The organism is Deinococcus aestuarii, assembly GCF_018863415.1.
In the GTDB taxonomy this organism is placed as follows: domain Bacteria; phylum Deinococcota; class Deinococci; order Deinococcales; family Deinococcaceae; genus Deinococcus; species Deinococcus aestuarii.
Window position 1 is genome coordinate 219,995 of the sequence record NZ_JAHKSN010000003.1, and the last position, 21,266, is coordinate 241,260.

At 72.5% G+C, this 21,266-nt stretch carries 18 protein-coding genes; 2 read left to right on the top strand and 16 right to left on the bottom strand.

Features of this window, described 5'->3' with window-relative positions:
* Nucleotides 1-122: 122 nt before the first annotated feature.
* The gene (locus tag IC605_RS06950) at nucleotides 123-974 is read right to left on the bottom strand and encodes a CBS domain-containing protein (protein WP_216320853.1); all 852 of its coding nucleotides are present in this window, start codon (nucleotides 972-974) and stop codon (nucleotides 123-125) included.
* A gap of 333 nt (nucleotides 975-1,307) precedes the next feature.
* Between IC605_RS06950 and IC605_RS06955 the strand changes: the two genes are divergently transcribed.
* Nucleotides 1,308-1,499, top strand: a complete 192-nt coding sequence (locus IC605_RS06955) for a hypothetical protein (protein WP_216320857.1) — start codon at nucleotides 1,308-1,310, stop codon at nucleotides 1,497-1,499.
* A gap of 39 nt (nucleotides 1,500-1,538) precedes the next feature.
* Here IC605_RS06955 and IC605_RS06960 read toward each other — a convergent pair whose 3' ends face one another.
* The 13 genes from IC605_RS06960 to IC605_RS07020 are packed head-to-tail and all read right to left on the bottom strand — an operon-like array spanning nucleotide 1,539 to nucleotide 15,934.
* Nucleotides 1,539-2,417: a hypothetical protein gene (locus tag IC605_RS06960; RefSeq protein WP_216320859.1), complete on the bottom strand. Its 879-nt coding sequence runs from the start codon at nucleotides 2,415-2,417 to the stop codon at nucleotides 1,539-1,541.
* Nucleotides 2,418-2,472: 55 nt separating this feature from the next.
* The gene (locus tag IC605_RS06965; RefSeq protein ID WP_216320863.1) at nucleotides 2,473-3,342 is read right to left on the bottom strand and encodes a hypothetical protein; all 870 of its coding nucleotides are present in this window, start codon (nucleotides 3,340-3,342) and stop codon (nucleotides 2,473-2,475) included.
* A gap of 54 nt (nucleotides 3,343-3,396) precedes the next feature.
* Nucleotides 3,397-4,593, bottom strand: coding sequence for a DegT/DnrJ/EryC1/StrS family aminotransferase (locus IC605_RS06970; RefSeq protein ID WP_216320866.1), 1,197 nt, complete (start codon nucleotides 4,591-4,593; stop codon nucleotides 3,397-3,399).
* Nucleotides 4,594-4,638: 45 nt separating this feature from the next.
* Nucleotides 4,639-5,691, bottom strand: a complete 1,053-nt coding sequence (locus IC605_RS06975) for a GNAT family N-acetyltransferase (RefSeq protein WP_216320869.1) — start codon at nucleotides 5,689-5,691, stop codon at nucleotides 4,639-4,641.
* A gap of 50 nt (nucleotides 5,692-5,741) precedes the next feature.
* Nucleotides 5,742-6,578: a formyltransferase family protein gene (locus IC605_RS06980; RefSeq protein ID WP_216320872.1), complete on the bottom strand. Its 837-nt coding sequence runs from the start codon at nucleotides 6,576-6,578 to the stop codon at nucleotides 5,742-5,744.
* Nucleotides 6,575-7,180, bottom strand: coding sequence for a sugar transferase (locus IC605_RS06985; protein ID WP_216320875.1), 606 nt, complete (start codon nucleotides 7,178-7,180; stop codon nucleotides 6,575-6,577). The genes IC605_RS06980 and IC605_RS06985 overlap by 4 nt, the downstream gene beginning before the upstream one ends.
* Nucleotides 7,177-8,301, bottom strand: coding sequence for a glycosyltransferase family 4 protein (locus IC605_RS06990; RefSeq protein WP_216320878.1), 1,125 nt, complete (start codon nucleotides 8,299-8,301; stop codon nucleotides 7,177-7,179). Before IC605_RS06990 ends, IC605_RS06985 begins: the two co-directional genes overlap by 4 nt.
* Entirely contained in the window at nucleotides 8,298-9,332 is a 1,035-nt protein-coding gene (locus tag IC605_RS06995) for an NAD-dependent epimerase (protein ID WP_216320881.1), read from the bottom strand. The genes IC605_RS06990 and IC605_RS06995 overlap by 4 nt, the downstream gene beginning before the upstream one ends.
* Before the next feature lie 45 nt (nucleotides 9,333-9,377).
* Complete coding sequence (gene asnB / locus IC605_RS07000) at nucleotides 9,378-11,246, bottom strand: asparagine synthase (glutamine-hydrolyzing) (protein WP_216320885.1); 1,869 nt, start codon at nucleotides 11,244-11,246, stop codon at nucleotides 9,378-9,380.
* Between the two features lies 1 nt (nucleotide 11,247).
* Complete coding sequence (locus IC605_RS07005) at nucleotides 11,248-12,291, bottom strand: glycosyltransferase family 4 protein (protein WP_216320887.1); 1,044 nt, start codon at nucleotides 12,289-12,291, stop codon at nucleotides 11,248-11,250.
* Nucleotides 12,292-12,312: 21 nt separating this feature from the next.
* Nucleotides 12,313-13,470 carry a hypothetical protein gene (locus tag IC605_RS07010; protein WP_216320890.1) on the bottom strand — a complete coding sequence of 386 codons (1,158 nt, stop codon included), beginning with the start codon at nucleotides 13,468-13,470 and terminating at the stop codon, nucleotides 12,313-12,315.
* 44 nt (nucleotides 13,471-13,514) lie between these two features.
* A complete protein-coding gene (locus IC605_RS07015; RefSeq protein ID WP_216320893.1) occupies nucleotides 13,515-14,507 on the bottom strand; it encodes an NAD-dependent epimerase/dehydratase family protein in 993 nt (330 codons plus the stop codon).
* Nucleotides 14,504-15,934, bottom strand: coding sequence for a UDP-glucose dehydrogenase family protein (locus IC605_RS07020; RefSeq protein WP_216320895.1), 1,431 nt, complete (start codon nucleotides 15,932-15,934; stop codon nucleotides 14,504-14,506). The genes IC605_RS07015 and IC605_RS07020 overlap by 4 nt, the downstream gene beginning before the upstream one ends.
* A gap of 269 nt (nucleotides 15,935-16,203) precedes the next feature.
* Here IC605_RS07020 and IC605_RS07025 point away from each other — a divergent pair, with 269 nt between their 5' ends.
* Complete coding sequence (locus tag IC605_RS07025; protein WP_216320898.1) at nucleotides 16,204-16,776, top strand: hypothetical protein; 573 nt, start codon at nucleotides 16,204-16,206, stop codon at nucleotides 16,774-16,776.
* 72 nt (nucleotides 16,777-16,848) lie between these two features.
* Here the strand turns inward: IC605_RS07025 and IC605_RS07030 are convergent, their stop codons facing one another.
* A complete protein-coding gene (locus IC605_RS07030; RefSeq protein WP_216320901.1) occupies nucleotides 16,849-18,375 on the bottom strand; it encodes a right-handed parallel beta-helix repeat-containing protein in 1,527 nt (508 codons plus the stop codon).
* A gap of 323 nt (nucleotides 18,376-18,698) precedes the next feature.
* Complete coding sequence (locus IC605_RS07035) at nucleotides 18,699-20,648, bottom strand: hypothetical protein (RefSeq protein ID WP_216320904.1); 1,950 nt, start codon at nucleotides 20,646-20,648, stop codon at nucleotides 18,699-18,701.
* Nucleotides 20,649-21,266 lie beyond the last annotated feature (618 nt).

The window sequence follows — 21,266 nt, forward strand, 5'->3', positions numbered from 1 at the left end:
CCGCCCCGCCAGAGTAAGGTGGAGGGGTCCCAACCACAACCGATCCGGTGAAGTCGGAGGGTAGCCCCGGTCCACGGGCGGGCGGACCGGGGTCTTCTACGCCGGACATCGGGGGCCGGGCGTCAGGCGGGGGCCTCCTCCTCCCCGCGCCAGTCGCCCAGGACGGTGCTCAGCACGTCGCTCACCGTCACGACGCCGAGCAGCACGCCGTCCTCGCCGATCACCGGCAGCCCGTAGACCTCCGCCTCCAGCATCCGCTCCATCGCGCGGTGCATCGGGGCACTCCCCAGGACGTACCCGCTCGGCGGGCGCATCAGGTCGCGCACCGAGCGGCCCGCCAGGACCGGCGGAGCTTCCGGGGCGCTCCCCACGTGGTCCAGTTCCTCCCGCTCGGCCTCGGCCTCCAGGTCGCGGGCGTGGACCACCCCGACGAGGTGTTCGCCCTCCAGCACGGGCAGGACGTGCCGCCCCGTCTCGCGCAGGCGCCGCAGGGCCTCTTCGGCCGGCACCTGCGCCGTCACGGTCAGGACCTCCCGCTTCATATGCTGGGCCACGCTGCCCCAGGTCAGGCGCGGGCGGCGCACCTCGGCGCGCAGCACGTCTTTGCGGGTGAGCATCCCCGCCAGCGTCCCGTTCTTGTCCAGCACCGGCAGGCCGCCCACCCGCCCCGCCAGCATCCGGGCGACCGCCGGGCGCAGGTCCTCGCCCACGCGGGCGGTGAGGACGGGCGAGTGCATCACGTCCTGCACGCGCATCCTCCCCACCTGCGCGGTGAAGGCCCAGGGGTCGCGCAGCCGGGGCAGCCCGCGCCGCACGTCCCCGGCGGTCACGATGCCCACGAGGCGGCCCCCGTGCAGCACGGGCAGGCGCCGCAGGCCGAGGCGATCCATCTTCACCACGGCGGCGGGCAGGGGCTCGTGGGCGGGGACGCTCACCACCTGGGGACTCTTGACCTCCGCGACCGTCACGCTCATCGTCTGCGCCTCCTGGGGGAAGGCTCGGGCGGCGGCATTACGGGAGCGTTACCCCGCCCGGCCCCCCGAGCATACAGAGGGCCGGCCGGAAGCTTCGGGCGCTCTCCCGGCACCCCCTCCGGGGAAGGACAGGGGGGGCCGCAGGTGAACGGGTGGAAAGCGCCGGAACCGGTTTCGCGCTACCATCTGCGGCGCCTTTCGCCCCCGACCCCACCGGACGGGGCGCAGGCCCCACGCGGGGCGCCCGTCCCCGACGCCCACCTCTCCCCTCCCCCGCCCCGCGCCGGGGCTGAACCCTGCGAACGACCCATGCCCAGACACTCCCCGCCGAAGATGCCCAGATACACCGACGAGATTCCCGAGGGGCTGGCGACGGCCGATCAGCTCCGGGCCCAGGGCCTGAAGCCCGGCACCACCGCGCCGGTCGCCCTGCTGGAGTACAGGGGGCCGGGCCGCAGCGGCGTCTGCGGCCTGTTCGAGCGCGCGGCGGCGCGGCCAGCCGGGGGACGGGACGGTGTGGCCTGAGCCTGCTTTCCGGCCGGATGACGGAAGCCGGGCGGTTTCCTAGGACCCTGGCCCGGAGGGAGCCCGACCCGGGGCCTGGCCGGTCAGCCGGTAAAACGCGTGGGGGCGCCAACGCCGCACCACCGCCCGGGCGGGCGGCAGCATGTGCCAGCGGACCGGCAAGTGATCCACCACCAGGCCCATCGTCCGCTTGAACAGCATCAGGGAGGCGTGTTCCGGGGTCTCCAGCCCGTTGACGAAGGTGTGGACGCCGGGCGTGCGGCGGCACAGCATCGCCACCTCGAAGTTCAGCAGGGTGGGGAGGTTGCTCGGCAAGGCCCACGAGGCGTAGTAGACCTCCCCGGCGTACGCCACCCCGTCCACGACGTACGCGTCCCCGTACCCCCCGAGCCGCCCGTCGATCAACCCCGCCAGCACGCACCAGTGCCGCCCCCGGGCGTAGTGCCGCAGCTTGTCCGCGTAGGCTGCGCGGGAGGGCGGGGCCCGGTGCCCCGTGCGCGCGAGACTGTCCCGGACGAGCTCGTGGCCCTGCTCAGCGAGCAGCCCCAGGTCGGTCAGTTGCACCAGACGCACCCGCTGGCGGGCCCCCCGCAGGCAACTGCGCCGCCGCCGCTGGAGACTGAACTCGTCGTAGCGGGCGAGGTCGGGCGGGCGAATGATCGGGAGCGTCCCGTTGGCGGCGCCCGCGTCCCCGGGGCGCAGCACCGCCCGGTGCCCCCAGCCCCAGGGGGGCGCCGCCCGCGCCTCGTCCAGACTCAGGCGGCGGAGCAGATGTACGGGCTGGTAAAAGCCCCGGGCGCCCACCTGCTCCCAGTGCACCCCGCCGCGCAGCACGACCTGCGCCCCCTCGGCGCGGCGCGCGGCGGCGAATTCGGCCTCCGTGACGGACACGAGGGCGGCCTCGGCGATGTCCCTCATCGCTTCTCCTTCAGCCCGCCGGACCCCGCGGGGGGGCCATCTTGCGGGCCGTGACCTAGAGCGTCGGCCGGGGCGGCGCGGCCTGCCCGATCAGCCGGTAGTACGAGTTGGGGCGCCGACTCTGGACCAGGGCCCGCACGGGGGGCAGCATGTGCCAGCGCAGCGGCAGGTGGTCCACGACGAACCCCATCGCCCGCTTGAACTGCATGACCCGGGGGGCCTCGGGGGTCTCCAGCCCGCTCACGTAGGTGTGGACGCCCGGGGTGCGGCGGGCCAGCATGACGAATTCGAAATTCAGCAGGGTGGCGATGTTGCTGGGCACCGCCCACGCGGCGGAGTAGCTGTCCTGAGCGTACGCCACCCCGTCCACGACGTACCCGTCGATGTAGCCCCCCAGCCGCCCGTCGATCAGCCCCGCGAGCACGCACCAGTGCCGTCCCCGGTCGTATCGCCGCAGGCCGCTCAGGTACGCCTCCCGGGAGGGCGGGGCGCGGTGCCCGGTGCGGGTGAGGGTGTCGGTGACGACCGCGTGGCCCTCCTCGGCGAGCCGCTCCGAGCCCGTGAGCTGCACCACGCGCACCTGCTGGCGGGCCCCCCGCAGGTAGTTGCGCCGCCGCCGCTGAAGGCTGACCTCGTCGTAGCGGGCCAGGTCGGGCGGGCGAACGACGGGCAGGGTGCCGTTGGCGGCGCCCGCGTCCTCGGGGCGCAGCACCGCCCGGTGGCCCCAGGACCAGCGCGGCGCCGCCCGCGCCTCGTCCAGACTCAGGCGGCGGAGCAGATGCACGGGCTGGTAAAAGCCCGGCGCGCCCATCCGCACCCAGGCCACCCCGCCCTGGAACACCACCCGCGCGCCCTCGGCCCGGCGGGCAGCGGCGAGTTCGGCCTCCGTGACGGGGACGAATGCGGCCTCGGCCAACTCTCTCATCGTTCCTCCTCATGGGCCGGGGCTCCTGGCGGCCCGGCGATTGGCGACGGCGGCCTAGCGGCTGGCCTCCCGCACGACGCCCTCCACCACGTCGGCGACCTGCTCCAGGTCCTCCGGCGTGAGGGTCGGGTGCACGGGGAACATCAGGGAGGTCTCGCCGAGGTCCCGGGCGACGGGGAGGCGGGTGCGCGGACCCAGCCCGGCCCGCACGAAGGCCTGTTCGAGGTAGATCTCCGAACACGACCCGCTGAAGCACGGCACCCCGCGCGCCGTGACCTCGGTCATGAGGCGGTCGCGCGACCAGCCCCCTTGCAGGCGATCCGGGCGCACGTAGGCGTAGAACTTGTACTGCGCGTGCTCCATCCCGGCGGGGACCTCGGGCACGCGCAGGGCGTCCAGGGCCCGGAAACGCCGCGCGAGCACCGCCGCGTTCTCCCGGCGCCGCCGCGACCACTCGGGCAGCTTGCGCAGTTGCAGGCGACCGATGGCGGCCTGCACCTCCAGCATCCGCCAGTTGGTGCCGAACGACTCGTGCAGCCAGCGGAAGCCCGGCGGGTGCTCGCGCTCGTACACCGCCGCATAGCTCTTGCCGTGGTCCTTAAACGCCCACGCCTTTTTCCACACGTCCTCGTCGTTCGTGACGATCAGGCCGCCCTCGCCGCCCGTCGTGATGATCTTGTCCTGGCAGAACGAAAAGCAGCCCACGTCGCCGAAGGTGCCCACCGGGCGGCCCCGGTAGGTCGCCCCGTGCGCCTGGGCGCAGTCCTCGATCACGAACAGCCCGTGCTCGCGCGCCAGGTCGAGGATCGGGCCCATCTCGCAGGGCCAGCCCGCGAGGTGCACGGCGATGATCGCCCGGGTGCGCGGCGTGATCACCCGCGCGACGGTCTCGGCGGTCAGGTTGCCGCTGTCCGGGTCCACGTCGGCGAGGACGGGCACGGCGCCGCGCATCACCGCCGCGCTCGCCGAGGCGATAAAGGTGCGCGGCGTCGTGACCACCTCGTCCCCCGCGCCCACCCCGAGGGCGTACAGCGCCAGTTCGAGCGCCACCGTCCCGTTGTGCAGCGCGACCGCGTGGCGCATCCCCAGCGCCCCGGCGTACTCCCGCTCGAACTCCCGGCCCTCGGTGCCGGTCCAGTAGTTCACCCGGCCGGAGGCGAGCACCCGCGTCACCGCCTGGGTCTCGTCTTCCCCGAAGGAGGGCCACGGGGCGAACGGCCGCTCGGTCCTGTTCCTGGTGCTGGCTGTCATAAGACCTCCCCTCGTCTTTCCCTGCGACCCTTCCGACCCTGCCGCTCACAGGGAGACGGACGGCCGGACCGGGCGGCGGTAGCCCGGAAAGAACCCCGCGCCCCCGCTCGGTACCCCCCGGCGCTCACACAGGGCGCGGTACCGCGGCCCGTCCACCACCCATTTCCACAGCCGAAAGACGTGAAACCGCTTGGAAAAGCCCGCCTTGAAATGGAAGAGCGAGTCCTCCTCTCCGCCCAGGCCGCCGCCGAGATGAAACACCCCGGCCCGGCGTTCCCCCGCCCACAGCCGCACCGTGTCGAACAGCAGCTTCGTGGGCGCCAGCCTCAGGAACTCACAGCGGGTGCCGCCGAGGTGGTACTGAACGATGCCCCGCGAGCGGGTAAAGATTCCGGCGCAGATCATCCGCCCCTCCAGAAAGCAGCCGAACAGGTGGGCCTCGTAGTCCCCGGCCCCGAACAGGCGGTCGAAGTAGCGCCGGTCGAAGAAGTAGCCCGGGCCCGCCCCGACCCGCCGCATGGTGTCGTGGTAGATCTCCATGAAGTCGTCGGTGAACCCCCCGGGCGAGATCTCGCGGCACTCCACCCCCGCCCGCCTCAGGCGGTTGATGCCCGTCCGGTGGTTTTCCCGGTAGAGCGAGCGCTGCCGCTCCGGGGACGTGGACAGGTCGATGGAGACCGTCCGGCCCACGTCATGGACCTCGCCCAGCCCCGCGAGCACGTGGTGGTTGTTCAGCAGGGGATGGAGCCGCGAGAAGACGGCGACCACCCGCTGGTCGGTGAAGAAGTCCGTCAGGTCGGCGTGGAAGCGCGCGTGGTCCCGGTCCGTCAGGCGCTCGAAATTCGCCACCGGACCGGCGTAGCCGTACACCGAGGTCACGTCACGCCAGTCGGGGCGTCCCGCCCCCGGCGGGTCCACCGGGCGCAGGAGGACCGGCAGCAGGATGCGCGACTCGCCCTCCCCCGAGCACAGGAGGTAGCCCTGTTCGCCCTCCTGAAGCACGTTCTCGGTGTAATCGGCGGTGTGGTACACGTCGTACTCGACCGTGGAGAGCGCCGCTCTCCAGGCCGCCTTGTCGCTCAGGCCGATCACCTGCATGGACCGTTCCTCAACGCCCTTTCCGGGGCCGGGCGCCTGACCTGCCCATCCTACTTCGTCCCGGCCTTCGAGGCGCTGGGCTGGAGGGCGGGCCTGCGCCCGGCCCCCGCGCCCGCCCGCCCGGACGCGGCGGGAAGCTGGTAGGTCTGCCCGTCCTCCACCAGCGACTGCAAGATCGCGTCGTTCACGAGGGTGTACTTGACCCCGCCGATCTCGATGTAGGCCCCGGTGTAGGGGGGAAACCAGAAGGCGCGGACCTTGCGCCCCACGTCGTCACCCTCCTCCACCCGTTTCATCGCCTCCATCTGGGCCCGCGAGACGTACCGGCCACCCTCGTTGCTCTCGGAGGGGAGCAGGCCGAACCTCAGCACCCGCCTCATCACCTTTTTGTAGAGCGCGAGCATGAACGCCTGGCTCTTGGCCTCCAGGGTGAGGGCCGTCTCCTCCTCGGAGTCGATGCTGAAGGAAAACCGCTCGATGATCCGGCCCGTGTCGATGCCCCGGTCGATGTAGTGGGCGGTCACCGACCACGCGTCGAGGGCGTCGAGGATCGCCAGGTTGTACCCGGCCGTTCCCTTGTACTCGGGCAGCGGGGCGGGGTGAAAGTTGACGATCCCGGAGCGGGGGTGGCCCAGCAGCGGGGGCTTGATCTTTTTCCAGTAGACGAACGAGACGGCCACGTCGAGGTCCAGCAGGCCGTCCCCGATCAACCGGCAGACCTCCTCGAGGCTGAACAGCGGAAGGCCGAGCCCGGCGGCGACGGCGGCGGTGGGCGAGTTGGCAATGTGGGAGTCCGTGACCACCCCGACGACCTCGAAGCCGTTCGCCACCGACCACTCCAGGGCCCGCGCGGCGGCCGGTTTGCGGCCCATAAACAGCATCTTCATCGCTCACTCCCCCGGAAATACTCCATCGTGGCCTGCCCCTCCTGAGAGATGCCCTCGCGCCGCAGCACCTGGCGCACCGTCCGGCCCAGAATCCGGAGGTCGAGCCGCAGGCTGGGGTGATCGACGTACCAGACGTCCAGCCGGAAGCGCTCCTCCCACGATATGGCGTTGCGGCCGTTGACCTGGGCCCAGCCGGTGAGGCCGGGTCGCACCTCGTGGCGGCGGGCCTGTTCGGGCGTGTAGCGGTCCAGGTATTCCATCAGCAGGGGACGCGGCCCCACCAGACTCATGTCCCCCCGCAAGACGTTGAACAGCTCGGGCAGCTCGTCGAGCGAGGTGGCCCGCAGGCGGCGCCCGAAGGCGGTGAGGCGCTCGCCGTCGGGCAGCGGGCGGCCCCCCGCGCCCGTGGCCTCGCGCATGGTGCGGAACTTGTACAGGGTGAAGGGTCGGCCGTGCAGGCCGGGACGCCGCTGCCGGAAGAGGACGGGCGGGCCCAGGTGGCGGCGCACGAGCAGCGCCACGGCGGCCAGGACCGGGGAGAGCACGATCAGCCCCAGGGCCGAGCCCACGAGGTCGAACCCGCGCTTGAGCCGGGCCCTCATGCCAGCTCGAAGGCCCGCAACATCTGGGCATTGACGAGGTGCACGTCGTAGCGTGCGCGCACGAGGTCGAGGCTGGCCTGTCCCATCCGCCCGGCGAGCGCGGGGTCCTCCAGGAAGCGCGCCATCGCCCCCGCGAGCGCCGCCGCGTCGCCGGGGGGCACCAGGAAGCCGTTGACGCCCTCCACCACGGTCTCGCGGCAGCCTGGCGTGTCGGAGGTGATGATCGCCCGGCCGGTCGCCATCGCCTCCAGGACGGTGCGCGGCACCCCCTCGCCGTACGCCGACGGGAGCACGAACACGTGGCACCCCGCCAGGTGCGGGCGTACGTCGGCGGCTTCCCCGAGGTACTCCACGGCGCCCTCGGCTCGCCAGGCGTCGAGGGTGGCGCGGCCGATCCCCGAGGGGTTGGTGTCGAGCGGCCCCACCAGCACGAAGCGCGCCCGGTGCCTCCCCGCGAGCCGCCGGGCCGCCTCGACGTACTCGGGCACCCCCTTCGCCCGCAGGAGCCGCGCCACGAGCAGGAACGTCACGTCCCCCCCGGGCAGCGGGGCGGCGCGGTAGTGCGCGAGGTCCACCCCCGAGCCGTCCACCAGCCGGGCGCGTCCCGGGGCCACCACGCGGGCCGAGGTGAACAGGGCGCGGTCGTCGCGGTTCTGGAAGATGGTGGCCCGGTTGAGCCGCAGCGCCCCGCCGTACAGCCCCAGGATCAGCCGCCTGAGCAGCCGGGGGCGCCGACCCGGCGCGGTAAAGGCGTAGCCGAGGCCGGTCACCATCGAGTAGACGCGGCGCACCCCCGCCGCCCGCGCGGCGAAGGACCCGAAGATCACCGGCTTGACCGTGTAGGCGAACACGAGGTCGGGGCGCTCCTGCCGGATCACCCGGTAGAGCCCCGCCGCCCCGCGCAGGTCCTGCCAGGGGTTGAGCCCGTTGCGCCGGAAGGGCACGGCGCGGTAGCGCACCCCCAGCCGCGCCAGCCCGTCCGCCGTGGCCGCGTCGCGCTCGGGCGCCACCGCCACGACCTCGTGGCCGCGCGCCACCAGCGTCCGCAGCAGGGGGCCCCGGAAGTTGAGGAGGGAGGGGGCGTACCCCGCGATCACCAGCACCTTCTCGGGGCCGCTCATGGCGCCCGGCCCCCCGCCAGCGCGGGCACCCCGTAGAACTCGCGGTACCACTCGACGAAGCGGCCGATCCCGACCGCCAGCGGCGTGGCGGGCTGGACCCCGAGGTCGCGCACGAGGTGCTCCACGTCGGCGAAGGTGGCGGGCACGTCGCCGGGCTGCATGGGGAGGAGCCGCAGGCTCGCGCGCAGGCCAAGCGCGCGCTCCAGGGTGGCGATCAGGTCGGTCAGCTCGACGGGCTGATGGTTGCCCACGTTGTACAGGCGGTAGGGCGCCCGGCTGGTGGCGGGGTCCGGGTGCTCGCCCGACCACGCGGGGTCCGGCGCGGCGGGCCGGCGGGCGACCCGCGCGACCCCCTCCACCACGTCGTCGATGTAGGTGAAGTCCCGGCGCATCCGCCCGTGGTTGTACACGTCGATGGGCTCGTCCGCCAGGATCGCGCGGGTGAACTTGAACAGCGCCATGTCGGGACGCCCCCAGGGCCCGTACACCGTGAAAAAGCGCAGGCCGGTCGTGGGCAGGCCGTAGAGGTGGCTGTAGGCGTGCGCCATCAGCTCGTTCGCCCGCTTGGTGGCGGCGTACAGGCTCAGCGGATGATCGGCCGGGTCCCCCACCGAGTACGGCATCCGGGTGTTCGCCCCGTACACCGAACTCGACGAGGCATACACGAGGTGCTCCACCCCGGCGTGGCGGCAGCCCTCCAGCACGTTGAGAAACCCGGTGAGGTTGCTGTCCGCGTACGCGTGCGGGTGCTCGACCGAGTGCCGCACGCCCGCCTGCGCGGCGAGATGCACCACCACGGCGGGGCGCTCGGCCCCGAACAGCTCGGCCATCCCCCGCCGGTCCTCCAGGTCGAGGCGCACCTCCAGGAAGTTCGGGAACGCCCTGAGGAGATGCAGCCGCGCCTCCTTGAGGGCCACCGCGTAGTCGGGGTTGAGGTTGTCGAGCCCGATCACCTCGTCGCCGCCCTCCAGGCAGCGCCGGGCGAGGTGCGAGCCGATGAAGCCCGCCGAGCCGGTGATCAGCATCTTCATGGAGACCTCCAGGCGAGGGAGACGCGGGGCGCGGGCCGGGCGGGGTCAGGCATCGTGCTCCCGCAGCCACAGCTCCAGCGTCAGCAGGGCGTAGACCACCGCCGACCAGTGGCGGTCGGCCATCACCCGACGGGCGAGCAGGGCGTCCACGAACGCGGGGTCGAGCCACCCGCGCACCCGCGCGTCCGGGGCGCCGAGCGTGTCGTGCAGCAGCGGGCGCAGGTCCTCGCGCAGCCAGCGCTCGACCGGAATCTCGAAGCCGCGCTTGGCCCCGCGCACCACCTCGTCAGGCAGCCGCCCCCGGTAGGCGTCGCGCAAGACGGCCTTGGGGGTGGCGCCCCGCACCCGGTACCCCCCCGGCAGGCGGGCCGCGTACTCGGCGACCCGGTGGTCGAGGAGGGGCGAGCGCGCCTCCAGCGAGTGCGCCATCGTGGCGATGTCCATCTTCACGAGCAGGTCGGAGAGCAGGTTGAGGCGCACGTCGGCGTCGAGCTGGCGGTCGAGGGGGGGCAGCCGGGGGTCGAGCAGCGACTCGATGCGGTCCTCGGTGGGCAGGCCGGGGGCGCGGCGCCACAGAGAGCGCTTGTCGGCCTCCTGCAACAGGTCGTTCGTCCAGGTCAGGTACCGCGCGCCGGGAGGTTGCCCCAGGCCCCGCGCGAACCGGGCGCCGAAGCCCCTCGCCGAGCGGCGTCCGGCGCCCCGGCCCAGCACCCGCGCCGCCGCCCCCACGGCCCACCCCGGCAGCAGCTCGAAGGGCGCGGCCCGGCGCGCGGCGACGTAGCGGCGGTAGCCGCCGAAGGCCTCGTCCCCGCCGTCCCCGTTGAGCACCACCGTCACGTGCTCGCGGGCCAGCCGGGCGATCTCCAGGCTGGGAATCGCGCTCGCGTCGGCAAACGGCTGGTCGTAGTGCCGCACGAGCCGCTGGAGGCCGTCGAGCGAGGACACCTCCAGCGGCAGGACCCGGTGGCGCACCCCCAGGTGGCGGGCCGTGCGCCGGGCCACGGGGGACTCGTCGAACTGCGGGTCGTCCACCGCGACCGTAAAGGTCTCGAGCTCCGCGCCTAGGACCCGGGCCGCCTCATAGGCCACGACCGCGCTGTCCACACCGCCCGACAAGAAGACGCCCAGCGGCACGTCCGAGCGCAGGCGCAGCCGCACCGCCTCGGCCACGAGGTCGCGCACCCGCGCCTGCGCCCGCGCGTAGCTGGCCCGGTCTTTGGGCAGGTACTCCAGATTCCAGTAGGTCCGCACCTCGTGGCCGTCCTCGCCGATGGAGGCCCAGCTTCCCGGGGGCAGGGCGTACACCCCGCGGTAGATCGTGGACGGCTGCGGCACGACGCCCAGCGACAGGTAGTCGTAGACGGCCTGCTCGTTCAGGGTCAGCTCTTCGCCGCAGGCGCGCGCCAGCACCCGCAGCGCCTTGAGTTCGGAGGCGAACAGCCAGCCGCCCGACGCCGCGCGCATGTAGTAGAGCGGCTTTTTCCCGAAGCGGTCGCGCGCGAGCAGCAGCCGGTGGGTGCGCGCGTCGTGCAGGGCGAAGGCGAACATGCCCCGCAGCTCGTGGACGAGCTCGACCCCCCGTTCCTCGTAGAGGTGGACGAGCACCTCGGTGTCCGAGGTCGTGCGGAAGTGGTGGTGGCGGGCCCGGAGCCCGGCGGCCAGCTCCCGGTAGTTGTAGATCTCGCCGTTGAAGACCACGGCGACGCTGCGGTCCTCGTTGTAGATGGGCTGCTGGCCGCCCTCGAGGTCGATGACCGACAGCCGCCGCATTCCCAGCACGACGTGCGGCTGCCGGTAGAGCCCCTCCCCGTCCGGGCCGCGGTGGCGCAGGGCGTTCAGGGCGAGACAGACCGGACGGTCCGCCAGGGGCGACTCCGCCGTTCTGGGCTGCCAGACTCCGGCGACGCCGCACATCTCAGCCCCCCACGACGCGGCGCATCAGCCCCGCCACCGCCTGCGCCTGGGCCTCCAGGCTGTAGTGGTCCAGAACACGCGCCCGGGCCCGGCCACCCAGGCTCGCGCGCAGCCCGGGGTCGCGGATCAGTTGCGCGAGCCGCGCGCGAAACTGCTCGTCGCTTGCCGCCAAAAACCCCGTCACCCCGTCCACCACCACGTCGCGGTTGGCCCCCAGGTCGGTGGCGACGCTGGGAATGCCGAGCGCGCCGTACTCGATCAGCTTGAACGCACACTTGCCCCGGACGTAGGCGTCGTCGAGCAGGGGCATCAGGCCGATGTCCACTCCCCTGAGCGCCCCGATGTAGGAGTCGAGGCCCCACGCGGCGAACCGGCCCCCGGCCTCCTCCACCGCAGGCCGCACGTCCGGCGAGGCGATCACGAGGAGGTCGGCGCCGTTCTCCCGGCAGGTCTCGGCGATTCCGGGCAGCACGGGCAGCAGGTAATGCCGGAAGGAGGCGCCCGTCCCGATCCAGCCCACCACGGGCCTCGCCGGGGCGGGGTGGGCCACGGGCCGGTAGACCAGCGGATCGACCACCGTGGGCACGACCACCGCCTCGGTGCGCGCCGACACGCACCGGACGTAGGCCGCCAGGTAGGAATTGCCCACGGTCGCCGCGTCGCAGTGCCTGAGCAACCCGTCGATGGAGTACTCGGTGAACACGGCGTCGTCCATGTCGAAGATGAGTTTGGGGCCCGCGCGGACCGCCACCCCGTCGAAGACCCGGTGCAGCGCGGGCGCGCACTGCCGGTGAATCCACACCGCGTCGTGCCCGCGCGCGCCCAGCAGGTCCGCCACCCGGCGCAGCGCGCGCCCCAGCAGGCGGGCGAGCATGGGCGGGTCGAGGACCCGGCGGTGCATCCAGCGGAAGTACATGGCCCTCGTCATGAACGGGCGGATGTCCAGGGCGATGCCCTCTTTCCGGAGCGGCCCCTCGAAGTTGTAGACCCGGTAGCGCGAGCTGGGGCCCTCCAGGGGATAGGGGGTGATCGCCAGAATCTTCATCTCTTCGCTCTCCTCGGCGTCTCAGACACCTTCTCGAAGGGGCGACCCGGCCCGCTTCCCCGGCCGTCCCCACCAGACCCCCAGCAAGACGGCCAGCGAGCACAGGGCGTAGGACAGGGCGATCCAGGGCACCACGAGTCCCGGCGACCCCAGCAGCAGCGTGGAGGCGAGCAGGGCGCAGAAAGCCAGAACGATCAGCACCTGGAAGGCGAAGGGGGCCTGCCGCCCCGCCGTCACCTGCTCGAGGCGGGCGACCCCCAGCAAGAAGGTGGCGGGCAGCATCCACTCCACGTAGCGCGAAGCCCCCGCGTAGGTCTCCCCGTACAGCAGCACGATGGCGGGCCTGCACAGCGCGACCATGACGAGGCCCAGCAGCGCGAGCGCGGCGTACAGGGGCGCCCTGCGGCCCAGCGGACGCTGGATGACGACCGCCGACAGCGCGGCGAACACCTGGAAGTAGATGGTGGTGAAGGTGTTCGAGATGGCGTACAGCCCGGCGTTCGCCCCACCCAGCAGCACCCGGATCAGGGGCAGTTCCAGGCAAAACGTCAGGACGGTCTCGGGCAGGGCGACGGTCGTGTACGCCCGGCTCTCGCGCCACACGCCGCGCGCGCCCGCGGGCCCGGCCTCACCCGGGGGCAGCAGGGGCCGCACCCGGCTCAGGCTCAGGCCGCACGCCAGCGTGACGGTGAGCAGCCACGCCCCGTAGAAATAGAGGGAGCGGTGGGTGGCGTAGGCGGCCAGGAAGAGGGCCAGTTGCACGAGCGCCTGACCGAGGTTGATCACGAACAGCTCGCGCAACCGGCCCAGGTGGATGAGGTAGGCCGTGTTCACCTTGAGCACCGCGACGACCACCGCCGCGAGGAAGGTGGGCAGGAGGTAGACGGCGGGCAGACGGCAAAACACCAGAAACCCCCACATCAGGGGCAGCAGCGTCGCGCAGCCCAGCAGGAGCGCGCGGTGGTAGGCGGCCCGGCCGAAGAGGCTGAACCCGTGTTTTTGCACGAGCTGCTCGAAGCCGAGGGCACCGAAGCGGCTGAAAAGCTGCCCGGCGAGCAGCAGGAGGGCCAGGGTGCCCCGCTCCTCCAGGGCGAGCGCCCGTGCCGAGCACACGCCCACGGCCACCCCCACGAGCGTGACGGCGTAGCCCTGCAAGATCAGCCCCGCGGCCCGCCCCACGGCGGGGCCATCCTCACCGGCCCTTCCCCGGCCCGGCCACACGCTCACGGCGCCGGGGATCCCGACACCTGCGGCGAGCGCTCCTCGCGCAGCCACGCCGCGAGGCGCGTCACGCCCTCCGCGAAGGGGGTGTGGGGGGCGTAGCCCAGCAGGTCGCGCGCGCGGGAGAGGTCGGCCCAGGTCTGCGGCACGTCCCCGGCCTGCTCGGGCAGCCGCTCCAGCCGGGCGCGGGTGCCCAGGACGTCCTCCAGGGTGGCGATCATCTCGCTGAGGCGGACCGGCGAGCCGCCTCCCAGGTTGATCACCTCGAACAGGCGGCCCTCGTACGCCAGGGCCCCCAGCACCCCGTCCACGACATCGGTGACGAAGGCGTAGTCGCGGCGGCTGTGGCCGTCTCCGAACACGGGAATCGGCCAGCCCGCGAGCATCCGGCGCGCGAACCGGTGAATGGCGAGGTCCGGGCGCTGGCGCGGGCCGTACACGGTGAACAGGCGCAGCGCCACGAAGCGCAGCCCGTAGAGGTGCGCGTAGACGTGCCCGAGCAGCTCCCCGCTCAGCTTGCTCGCCGCGTAGGGACTCAGGGGCCCGCGCACCGCCTCGCTCTCACGCCACGGGAGGTTGGGGCACCCCCCGTACACCCCGCCCGACGAGGCGAACACGAAGTGCGGCACCCCCCGCTGGCGGGCGAATTCGAGCAGGCTCTGGGTGCCGAGCACGTTCACGTCCTGGTAGGCGCGGGCCCGGTCCACCGAGGAGCGCCCGCCCACCAGCGCCGCGAGGTGCACGATGGCGTCGATGGGCTCAGGCTCCAGCCGGGTGAGCAGCGCGGGCTCCTCGCGGACGTCGAGCCTCTCCAGCCGGTACCCGGGGTGCCGGGCGTGGGCCGCCACGTTGCGGGTCTTGACCGCCGGGTCGTAGGTGGCGTCGAAGTTGTCCACGGCGGTCACGGCCCAGCCCTCGCGCAGCAGCCGGTCCACGACGTGGCTGCCGACAAAACCCGCCGCGCCGGTCACCAGCGCGTGGGGCGCGAGCTTCACCGCCCCACCCCGATGTGGAGCAGCCCGGCCGCGCGCAGGGCGGCCGCCGGCAGGGCGTTGCGACCGTCCATCACGACCGGCTGGCGCATCCGGCGGGCCACCTCCGCCCAGTCGAGTTCGAGGTACTCGGGCCAGGGCGTCGCCAGCACGAGCGCGTCCACCCCGTCGAGCGACTCGTACCACTCCACGTCGAGCTCCGGGTGGGCCGCCCGCGCCTGATCGAGGGCCACCGGGTCGTGCGCCCGCACATACGCGCCGCGCTGCACGAGCCGCGTCACGATGTCCAGGCCGGGCGAGTCGCGGACATCGTTCGTGTGCGGCTTGAAACTCAGGCCCAGCACGGCCACGTGGCGCCCGCGCAACACCTTGAGCACCTCCTGAAGCCGCTCGAGCACGTGTTCGCGCTGCCGGGTGTTGACGGCGCACGCCGCCTGCACGATGGGCAGGGAATAGTCGTACTCCGCCGCGACGGCTTGCAGGGCGCGCATGTCCTTGGGAAAACAGCTTCCGCCCCACCCGATGCCCGCTTGCAGGAACTGCGGCCCGATGCGGGCGTCGAGGCCCATGCCGCGGGCCACCTCGTCCACATCGGCCCCGACCCGCTGGCACAGCCCCGCCATCTCGTTGATGAAGCTGATCTTGGTGGCGAGGTAGGCGTTGGCGGCGTATTTGATCATCTCGGCGCTCGTGGGGTCGGTGACCATCAGGGGCGGCGGCGTGAAGCCCCTGGGTCTGGGCAGGAGCGGCGGCGGCTCGAAGGTCTGGTCGAGCAGCGGGCGGTACAGCTCCCGCAGGCATTCGACGGCCTGCGGGTCCTCGGACCCCACCACGATGCGGTCGGGATAGAGCGTGTCGTGCAGCGCCCGGCCCTCCCGCAGGAATTCGGGATTGGAGGCGTACCGCACCCGGGCCTCGACCCCCCGCTGGCGCAGGCCGCGCGCGATCACGGCCTCGACCCGGCGACTCGTCCCGATGGGCACCGTGGACTTCACGACGACCACGTACTCGCGGCCTCCGCGCAGCCCGAGCGCGATCTCCGCCGCCGCCGCCTCCACGAACGCCGTCTCGGCCTCGCCGTTCGCCCGGGCCGGGGTGCCCACCGCGATCACGATCAGATCGGCCTCTCCCACCGCCCCCACCAGGTCCACCGAGTAGGTCGTGACGGCCTGGGTCCGGGCGAGCATCTCCGTCAGCCCGTGCTCGTAGATGGGGCTGTGCCCCGCCCGCAACTCCGCCACCCGCCCCGCGTCGCGGTCGACCAGCGTCACCGCGTGCCCCAGGTACGCCAGCACCGCCCCCGTGTTCAGCCCCACGTACCCCGCCCCCACGATGGTGACGCGCTGCGCCGCCCCCGGTGGCCGGACCGCGCGCTCGGCACCGGACTGGGAGGAGAGGATGGGAGGCTGTGCGTCGGGCGGATGCGGCATGAAACACTCCTGAACGCGATGAGGGCCCGCGCGGCGGAGCCGGGGCGACGAGGCGGGATCGGGGCAGCCAAGCTACACTAGATCGCCCGACGTTAATAACTCGTTAACGCACCGGGTGGCCTTCCCGGCGCGGCGTCGGGCGGTCGGGGGAGGGGCGCAACACGTCCGGCCCCCGGGGCGGGCGGAGGCCCACGAGCCCCGTTCAATGTTAGGCAACTCTCTTTTCGTCCTCCTGTCAGGCTCAATAACGACCCTCACCGGAGGTGCCCATGGGCCGAACGGAGTCCATCCTGATCGCCGTGTTGTCACTCGTCCTCAGCCTGGCCCTTCTGTTCGCGGGTCAGCTTCGCGCCTGGGTCATGGGCCCCGCCGCGCCGGTCGAGTCCGTGGACACCGGGGTGATCTCAGCCCCGGCCGCCCCGCCCAGGCCCCGCCCGGTGCCCCCCGTCCCCACCCGGCTTCCCCCTCCCCCGGCCCGTTCACCCGACGTGACGGCCCCCTCCGCCAACCGGGTGATCCCGGACGCGGGGCCGCTGGAAAGGGGGCGGCGGTTGACCCGGCTGTTCTACGACGGAAACCTGGAGCAGGTCTGGGCGGCCTTCAGCCCCTCGGCGCGCGGGGAGTGGGGAGGGCTGGCCGGCTTCGAGACCTACCGGGAGAGCGGGAGGCGGGCCTACGGCGCCGAGACGGGGGTGGTGCGGGAGCGGGTCGTCCGGGAGGGCGAGTTGACCTACTACACCCGCACGGCCACCTTCGAAAAGGGGCCGCGCGGCGGCTGGACGGTGGTGTTCGGCCTGGACGCCTCGGGCAGGGTGCAGGAGTTCGGCATCGTCGCGCCCTGAGTCCTGCCGGACTTTCAAAACACGGGAAAGCGGGCCGTGACTCCATGTCACGGCCCGCGCGGTTCCTGCCGGTTACTGGTCGCGGAAGTCGTTGCCCTTCACGCCGACGAGCTGGATGTTCACGGCCGTGTTCGTGTTGACGTTGAGGGTGTGGTTCGAAAATCGCTTGATCCCGTAGACGAGCCGCCCGCTGTCGTTCGTGATCGTGGTGTCCCGGATGGTCACGTTGCGGGAGACCCCCTGGGAGAAGGCGATGCCCAGGCCGGTGCCGTTTTTCACGGTCACGTTGCTCAGGCCCACCCCGTCGTTGGAGTAGATGGTGAGGGCCTTGTACCCGACGTTGACGTCGTAGCCCACGTTGTTGAACGTGACGCCCCTGAGGTAGATGTCGCGGTTGAAGCTGCTGCTGTCGCCGTCGCCGATGGAGGCGAAGGTGCGGGAATTGGAGAAGGTCGTGTTCTCGATCACGGCGCCCTTCATCTGGGTGAAGATGAAGGGGCGGTACACGCCGTCGAACGAGGAGTTGACCACCCGCAGGTTCAGGGGCACGGTGCTCGCCGTGGGAATCTCCTTGGCGTCCCACGAGGAGTGCGTCAGCGCCAGCGCGGTCTGCCCGGGGCGGTTGTCGCCGTAGCCGCGGACATTGCTGATGGTGATGTTCTGCGAGGGCGTGGTCAGCCGGTCCTGGGGCCGCAGGAGCAGGGCGATCAGGGCGTTGGCGGCGACGTCACGGAATTCGCAGTTGTCGATGGTGATGTTGCGGACGCGGCTGAAAGCGTCGTTTTCCGGGTCGGGCTCCAGGTCGATGGCGCCCGGCATCCCGGGGCGGCCCGTCCGCAGGAACTTGGAGCCGCGAATCTCGACGTCCGTGCCGTCCACGATGGTGATCCCGTTGCGGTTGTTCTGGACCACCCCGTCGAAGACGCTGTTGAGGATCTTGACCCGCTCGTTGTGCCGCTCGGCGTAGCGCATCCCCGACCCCAGGTACAGGCCGTCCCCGACGTAGCCCTCGAAGGTCAGCTCGCTCACCACGACGTCGGACACGGCGTTGAGGTTGAGCAGGTGGATGTGCTCGTCGAAGGCCACCTTGCCCGCCTGGCCCCTCAGCTTGAACTTCTCCAGCCGGATGTTGCGCGTGTTGTCCGCCACGTTCGCCGTGCCCGTGCGGCCCGGGTTGGCGCTCAGCAGGTACGGAGCACCCACCTTTTGCAGCAGCACCGAGGAACTTCCCTCGCCCACGATGTTCTGGTTGGACCTGAGCAGGAGGTTCCCCACCAGGCAGGTGCCCGCCGGGAGATAGACGTTGTTCGCGGAGGTCAGCGCCCTTTGCACCGCCGCGCTGTCGTCGGTCACGCCGTCGCACTTCGCTCCGTACGTCTTGACGCTGGTGAACCCGGCGGGCATCGCCTGGGTCTGGACCCCGCTCGGGGCGCTGGCCGCTTCCTCGGTCGAGGTGACGGCGCTCCCGGCGGGCGGCTGGGCGGATGAGGCCGAGGGCGTCTGCCCACAGGCACACAGGGCGAGGGTAAGAGCGAGAACGCCCGACACCTTCCAGTGTAAAGCGCGGGGCGAGAGGGCCGTGAGAGGGAGCTGCGGCATGTTGAACTTCCTTGGAGTGAGAGGCGACAAACGAAACCCTCCAGTCCCGGGAGACCGGACGGAGACCGACCAACATGGGTGGGGCGCCGCTTGCTTTGCACGGCCCCTGGCGCGGCTGAAGCGCGGGATTCGCAGAACTCCAGCCGGACCTCTACGGCGCCCAGGCTACGCCATTTCGAATTCCTTTAACTATTAAATAGTCGTCATCTTAAGCGATTGCCCGAAAGTTCACGTTTGGGGGCGGCGCGGAGGACTGCATGGCCCTGGCCCGCGAAAGACGCGGCTGTGGAGCCGCCCGCGGTCGAGGGGCCGGGCCCCTGCGTCTACGGGAGCGTGGGCAGGGCTTCGACCGACCGGGACGGGGCCAGGACGTGCGGGAGCAGGTCGCGGCCCCTCCACTCGACGCGGGCAAGACACAGGCCGATGTCGACGGCGCGCACCTGCAACTCGACGGCGCGCGGGTCGGGGCGGTCGGCATCCAGCGTCAGCTCGTGCTCCATCCAGACGCCCGGGGTCACGGTGCTGCGGACGACGTGCCGCAGGCCCTGCACCTCGAAGTCGGGCTGGGCGTAGGGGCTCAGGATCAGCAGGGTCTGCGCGTCCACCCGGACCGCCAGGGGGAAGGGGACCTCGGGGGGGCCCAGTTCGGGGGCGGCGTTGAAGTGCTCCAGGCGCCAGATCAGCCGCAACCGGCCCCCGCCTCCCTCCCCGGGCAGCCGCAGGTGGACGCGCAGGGTGCGGGCGTGCCCGTAGGGGCCCCGGCGGTGGATCTGGAGCCAGCCGTGCTCGTTGGACAGCAGGAAGTCGCGGACCCGCTGCGGGGTGACGGGCGGCACGTCGGCGGGGGTGGGGGCGGGGGGCGGGGCGGCGGGCGGCGCGCTCACCTCCGCCACCTGGATGTGGCCCGACCGCTGCACATACGCCTGGTGCAGGGCGGCGGCCAGGGCCGTCTCCCCGGCACGCCGGGCGTAGAAGGCGGCGAGCCCGGGGTCCGCCTGGGCCAGGTGACGGGCGAGCCGGAGGTTTGTCTGCCGACGGGGGGCCCCGGGCAGGCGGCTCGCCAGGCAGATGCGCAGGGCCTCGCTGCGGAAGATCGCCCGGCTGTGGGCGGGGGCGAGGGGGGGCGGACGCCGCCACCCGCCCCCGATCACGACCGTCTCTCCGGGGTCGTCCTCGCGCAGCGCCCCCAGCTCGTGGGCCTCGCGCAGCAGCGCCGCCTCCTCACCCGGGGGGCTCGCGCCCAGGGCGGCCACGAGGTCCTCGTCGACGGGGCCGAGCGCCAGGCTCAACTGCTCCAGGCCGTGCCGCAGGGCCGGCGGCCACTGCTCGATCTCGGCGTTGAGGCGCCGGTGCATCTCGGGGGGCAGGTGGGGCCCGGGGCTCTCGCTCAGCAGCAGGGCGCGCAGATGCAGGGGGTTGCCCGCGCTGCCCAGCAGCAGGGTCTGGGCGAGGCGGCCCGCCTCGTCCCGGCCGAGCCGCGGGTGGTGGGTCTGCACGGCCCCGACGACGCTGTCGAGGGTGAGCGGGCCGAAATGCACCCGCCGCAGGCGCTCGGCCGGGAGCCGGGTCAGCATCGTCCAGATCAGGGCGCCGTGGTGTCGGGGGTGGCTGGTGGTGAGGACCACGAGCACGGGGGCGGGGCCGGTCGCCAGCAGTTGCAAGAACCCGGCGAGGTCGGGCGTCTCGGCTCCCGTGTTCTCGAAACACAAGATCAGCGGCGGGCGCACCGTGCGCAGGGCGTACGCCACGCTCGCCGCGTCCTCCTCGACGGACTGGGGGCTGAGCAGCGTCCGGGTCACCAGGGCCTCGGCCTCGGGGGTGAGGGCCGACCCGGCGGTCTGGGCGATGCTCGCCAGCGTCAGGCGCAGCGAGCGCGTGTCGCCGTACACGAGCAGCCCGCCCTCGCGCTGGGCCAGCCGCTGGAGTTCGTACGACTTGCCGCTGCCCACCGCCCCGCTGAGCACCAGCACCTGCGGTCCGTGGCGCGCCGCGTGCAGGGCGGCTTGCAGGGCCGCCGCCTCCTGCCGCTTGAAGTGCGGCTCCCCCGGCACCAGGGGAAGGGGCGGGGGGTCGGGTGCGGGGAAGGCCTCGTGCCCGAGGGCCGTGAGCCGGGCGTTGATGCGCGCGCACACGCCCTGACGCCCCGCGCGGGCGTGGGCCAGGTACACCTGCTCGAGCGTGTGGAGCATCCGGGTGTCGAGCACCTGCCGCTGCTCGTCGAGCCAACTGCGGAAATGCAGGCTGCCCAGGTCGTCGAGCCCGCTGAGCGGCACCCCGCGCAGGGCCGCCAGCCACTCCTCGAGCTCCGGCCCGTCCAGGCGGCCCGAGGCGCCCGCCTCCCAGAAGTCCAGGTCCGTCCGGGCCTGCGCGAGCGACAGCAGCCGCTGGCCCTGCGGAAAGCCGGGCAGGCCGCTCGCCCGGATGCGGTTGAGTTCGACCCGCAGGTTGAGCCGGGCGTCGGGATGGTCCCACAGCAGGTCCGCGAGATGGTCGCGGTGATGCGGCTAGCGTTCCAGCGTCAGGTAGGTCAGGAGCGCGACGGCTTTCGCCGAGAGTCGGACGGGTTGCTCGCCGTGTTTCACGTACGTGTGCCCCATCACGTGGACGGTCAGCATGGTGAACCTCGGAGGGGAAAAAGAGCTTTTTCTTACTGTAACAGGGAATCTCTCATGTCAGGGACACCCGGTGCTCACCGGGCGGCGGGCGCACCTCCCCGGAACGCGGGGAAGTCGCGCTCTGCCCGTTCGCCGGGGGCCGCGCGGGTCGGTCCTGCCCCCACCGAACGCACCCGGCCGGACGGTCGAGTGCGGGCTCCCTGCGCCCGACTCCGGGCCAAGGGGGACGCTATTAACGAGTTATTAACGTTGGGCGATCTAGGGTGGCCTGGCCGC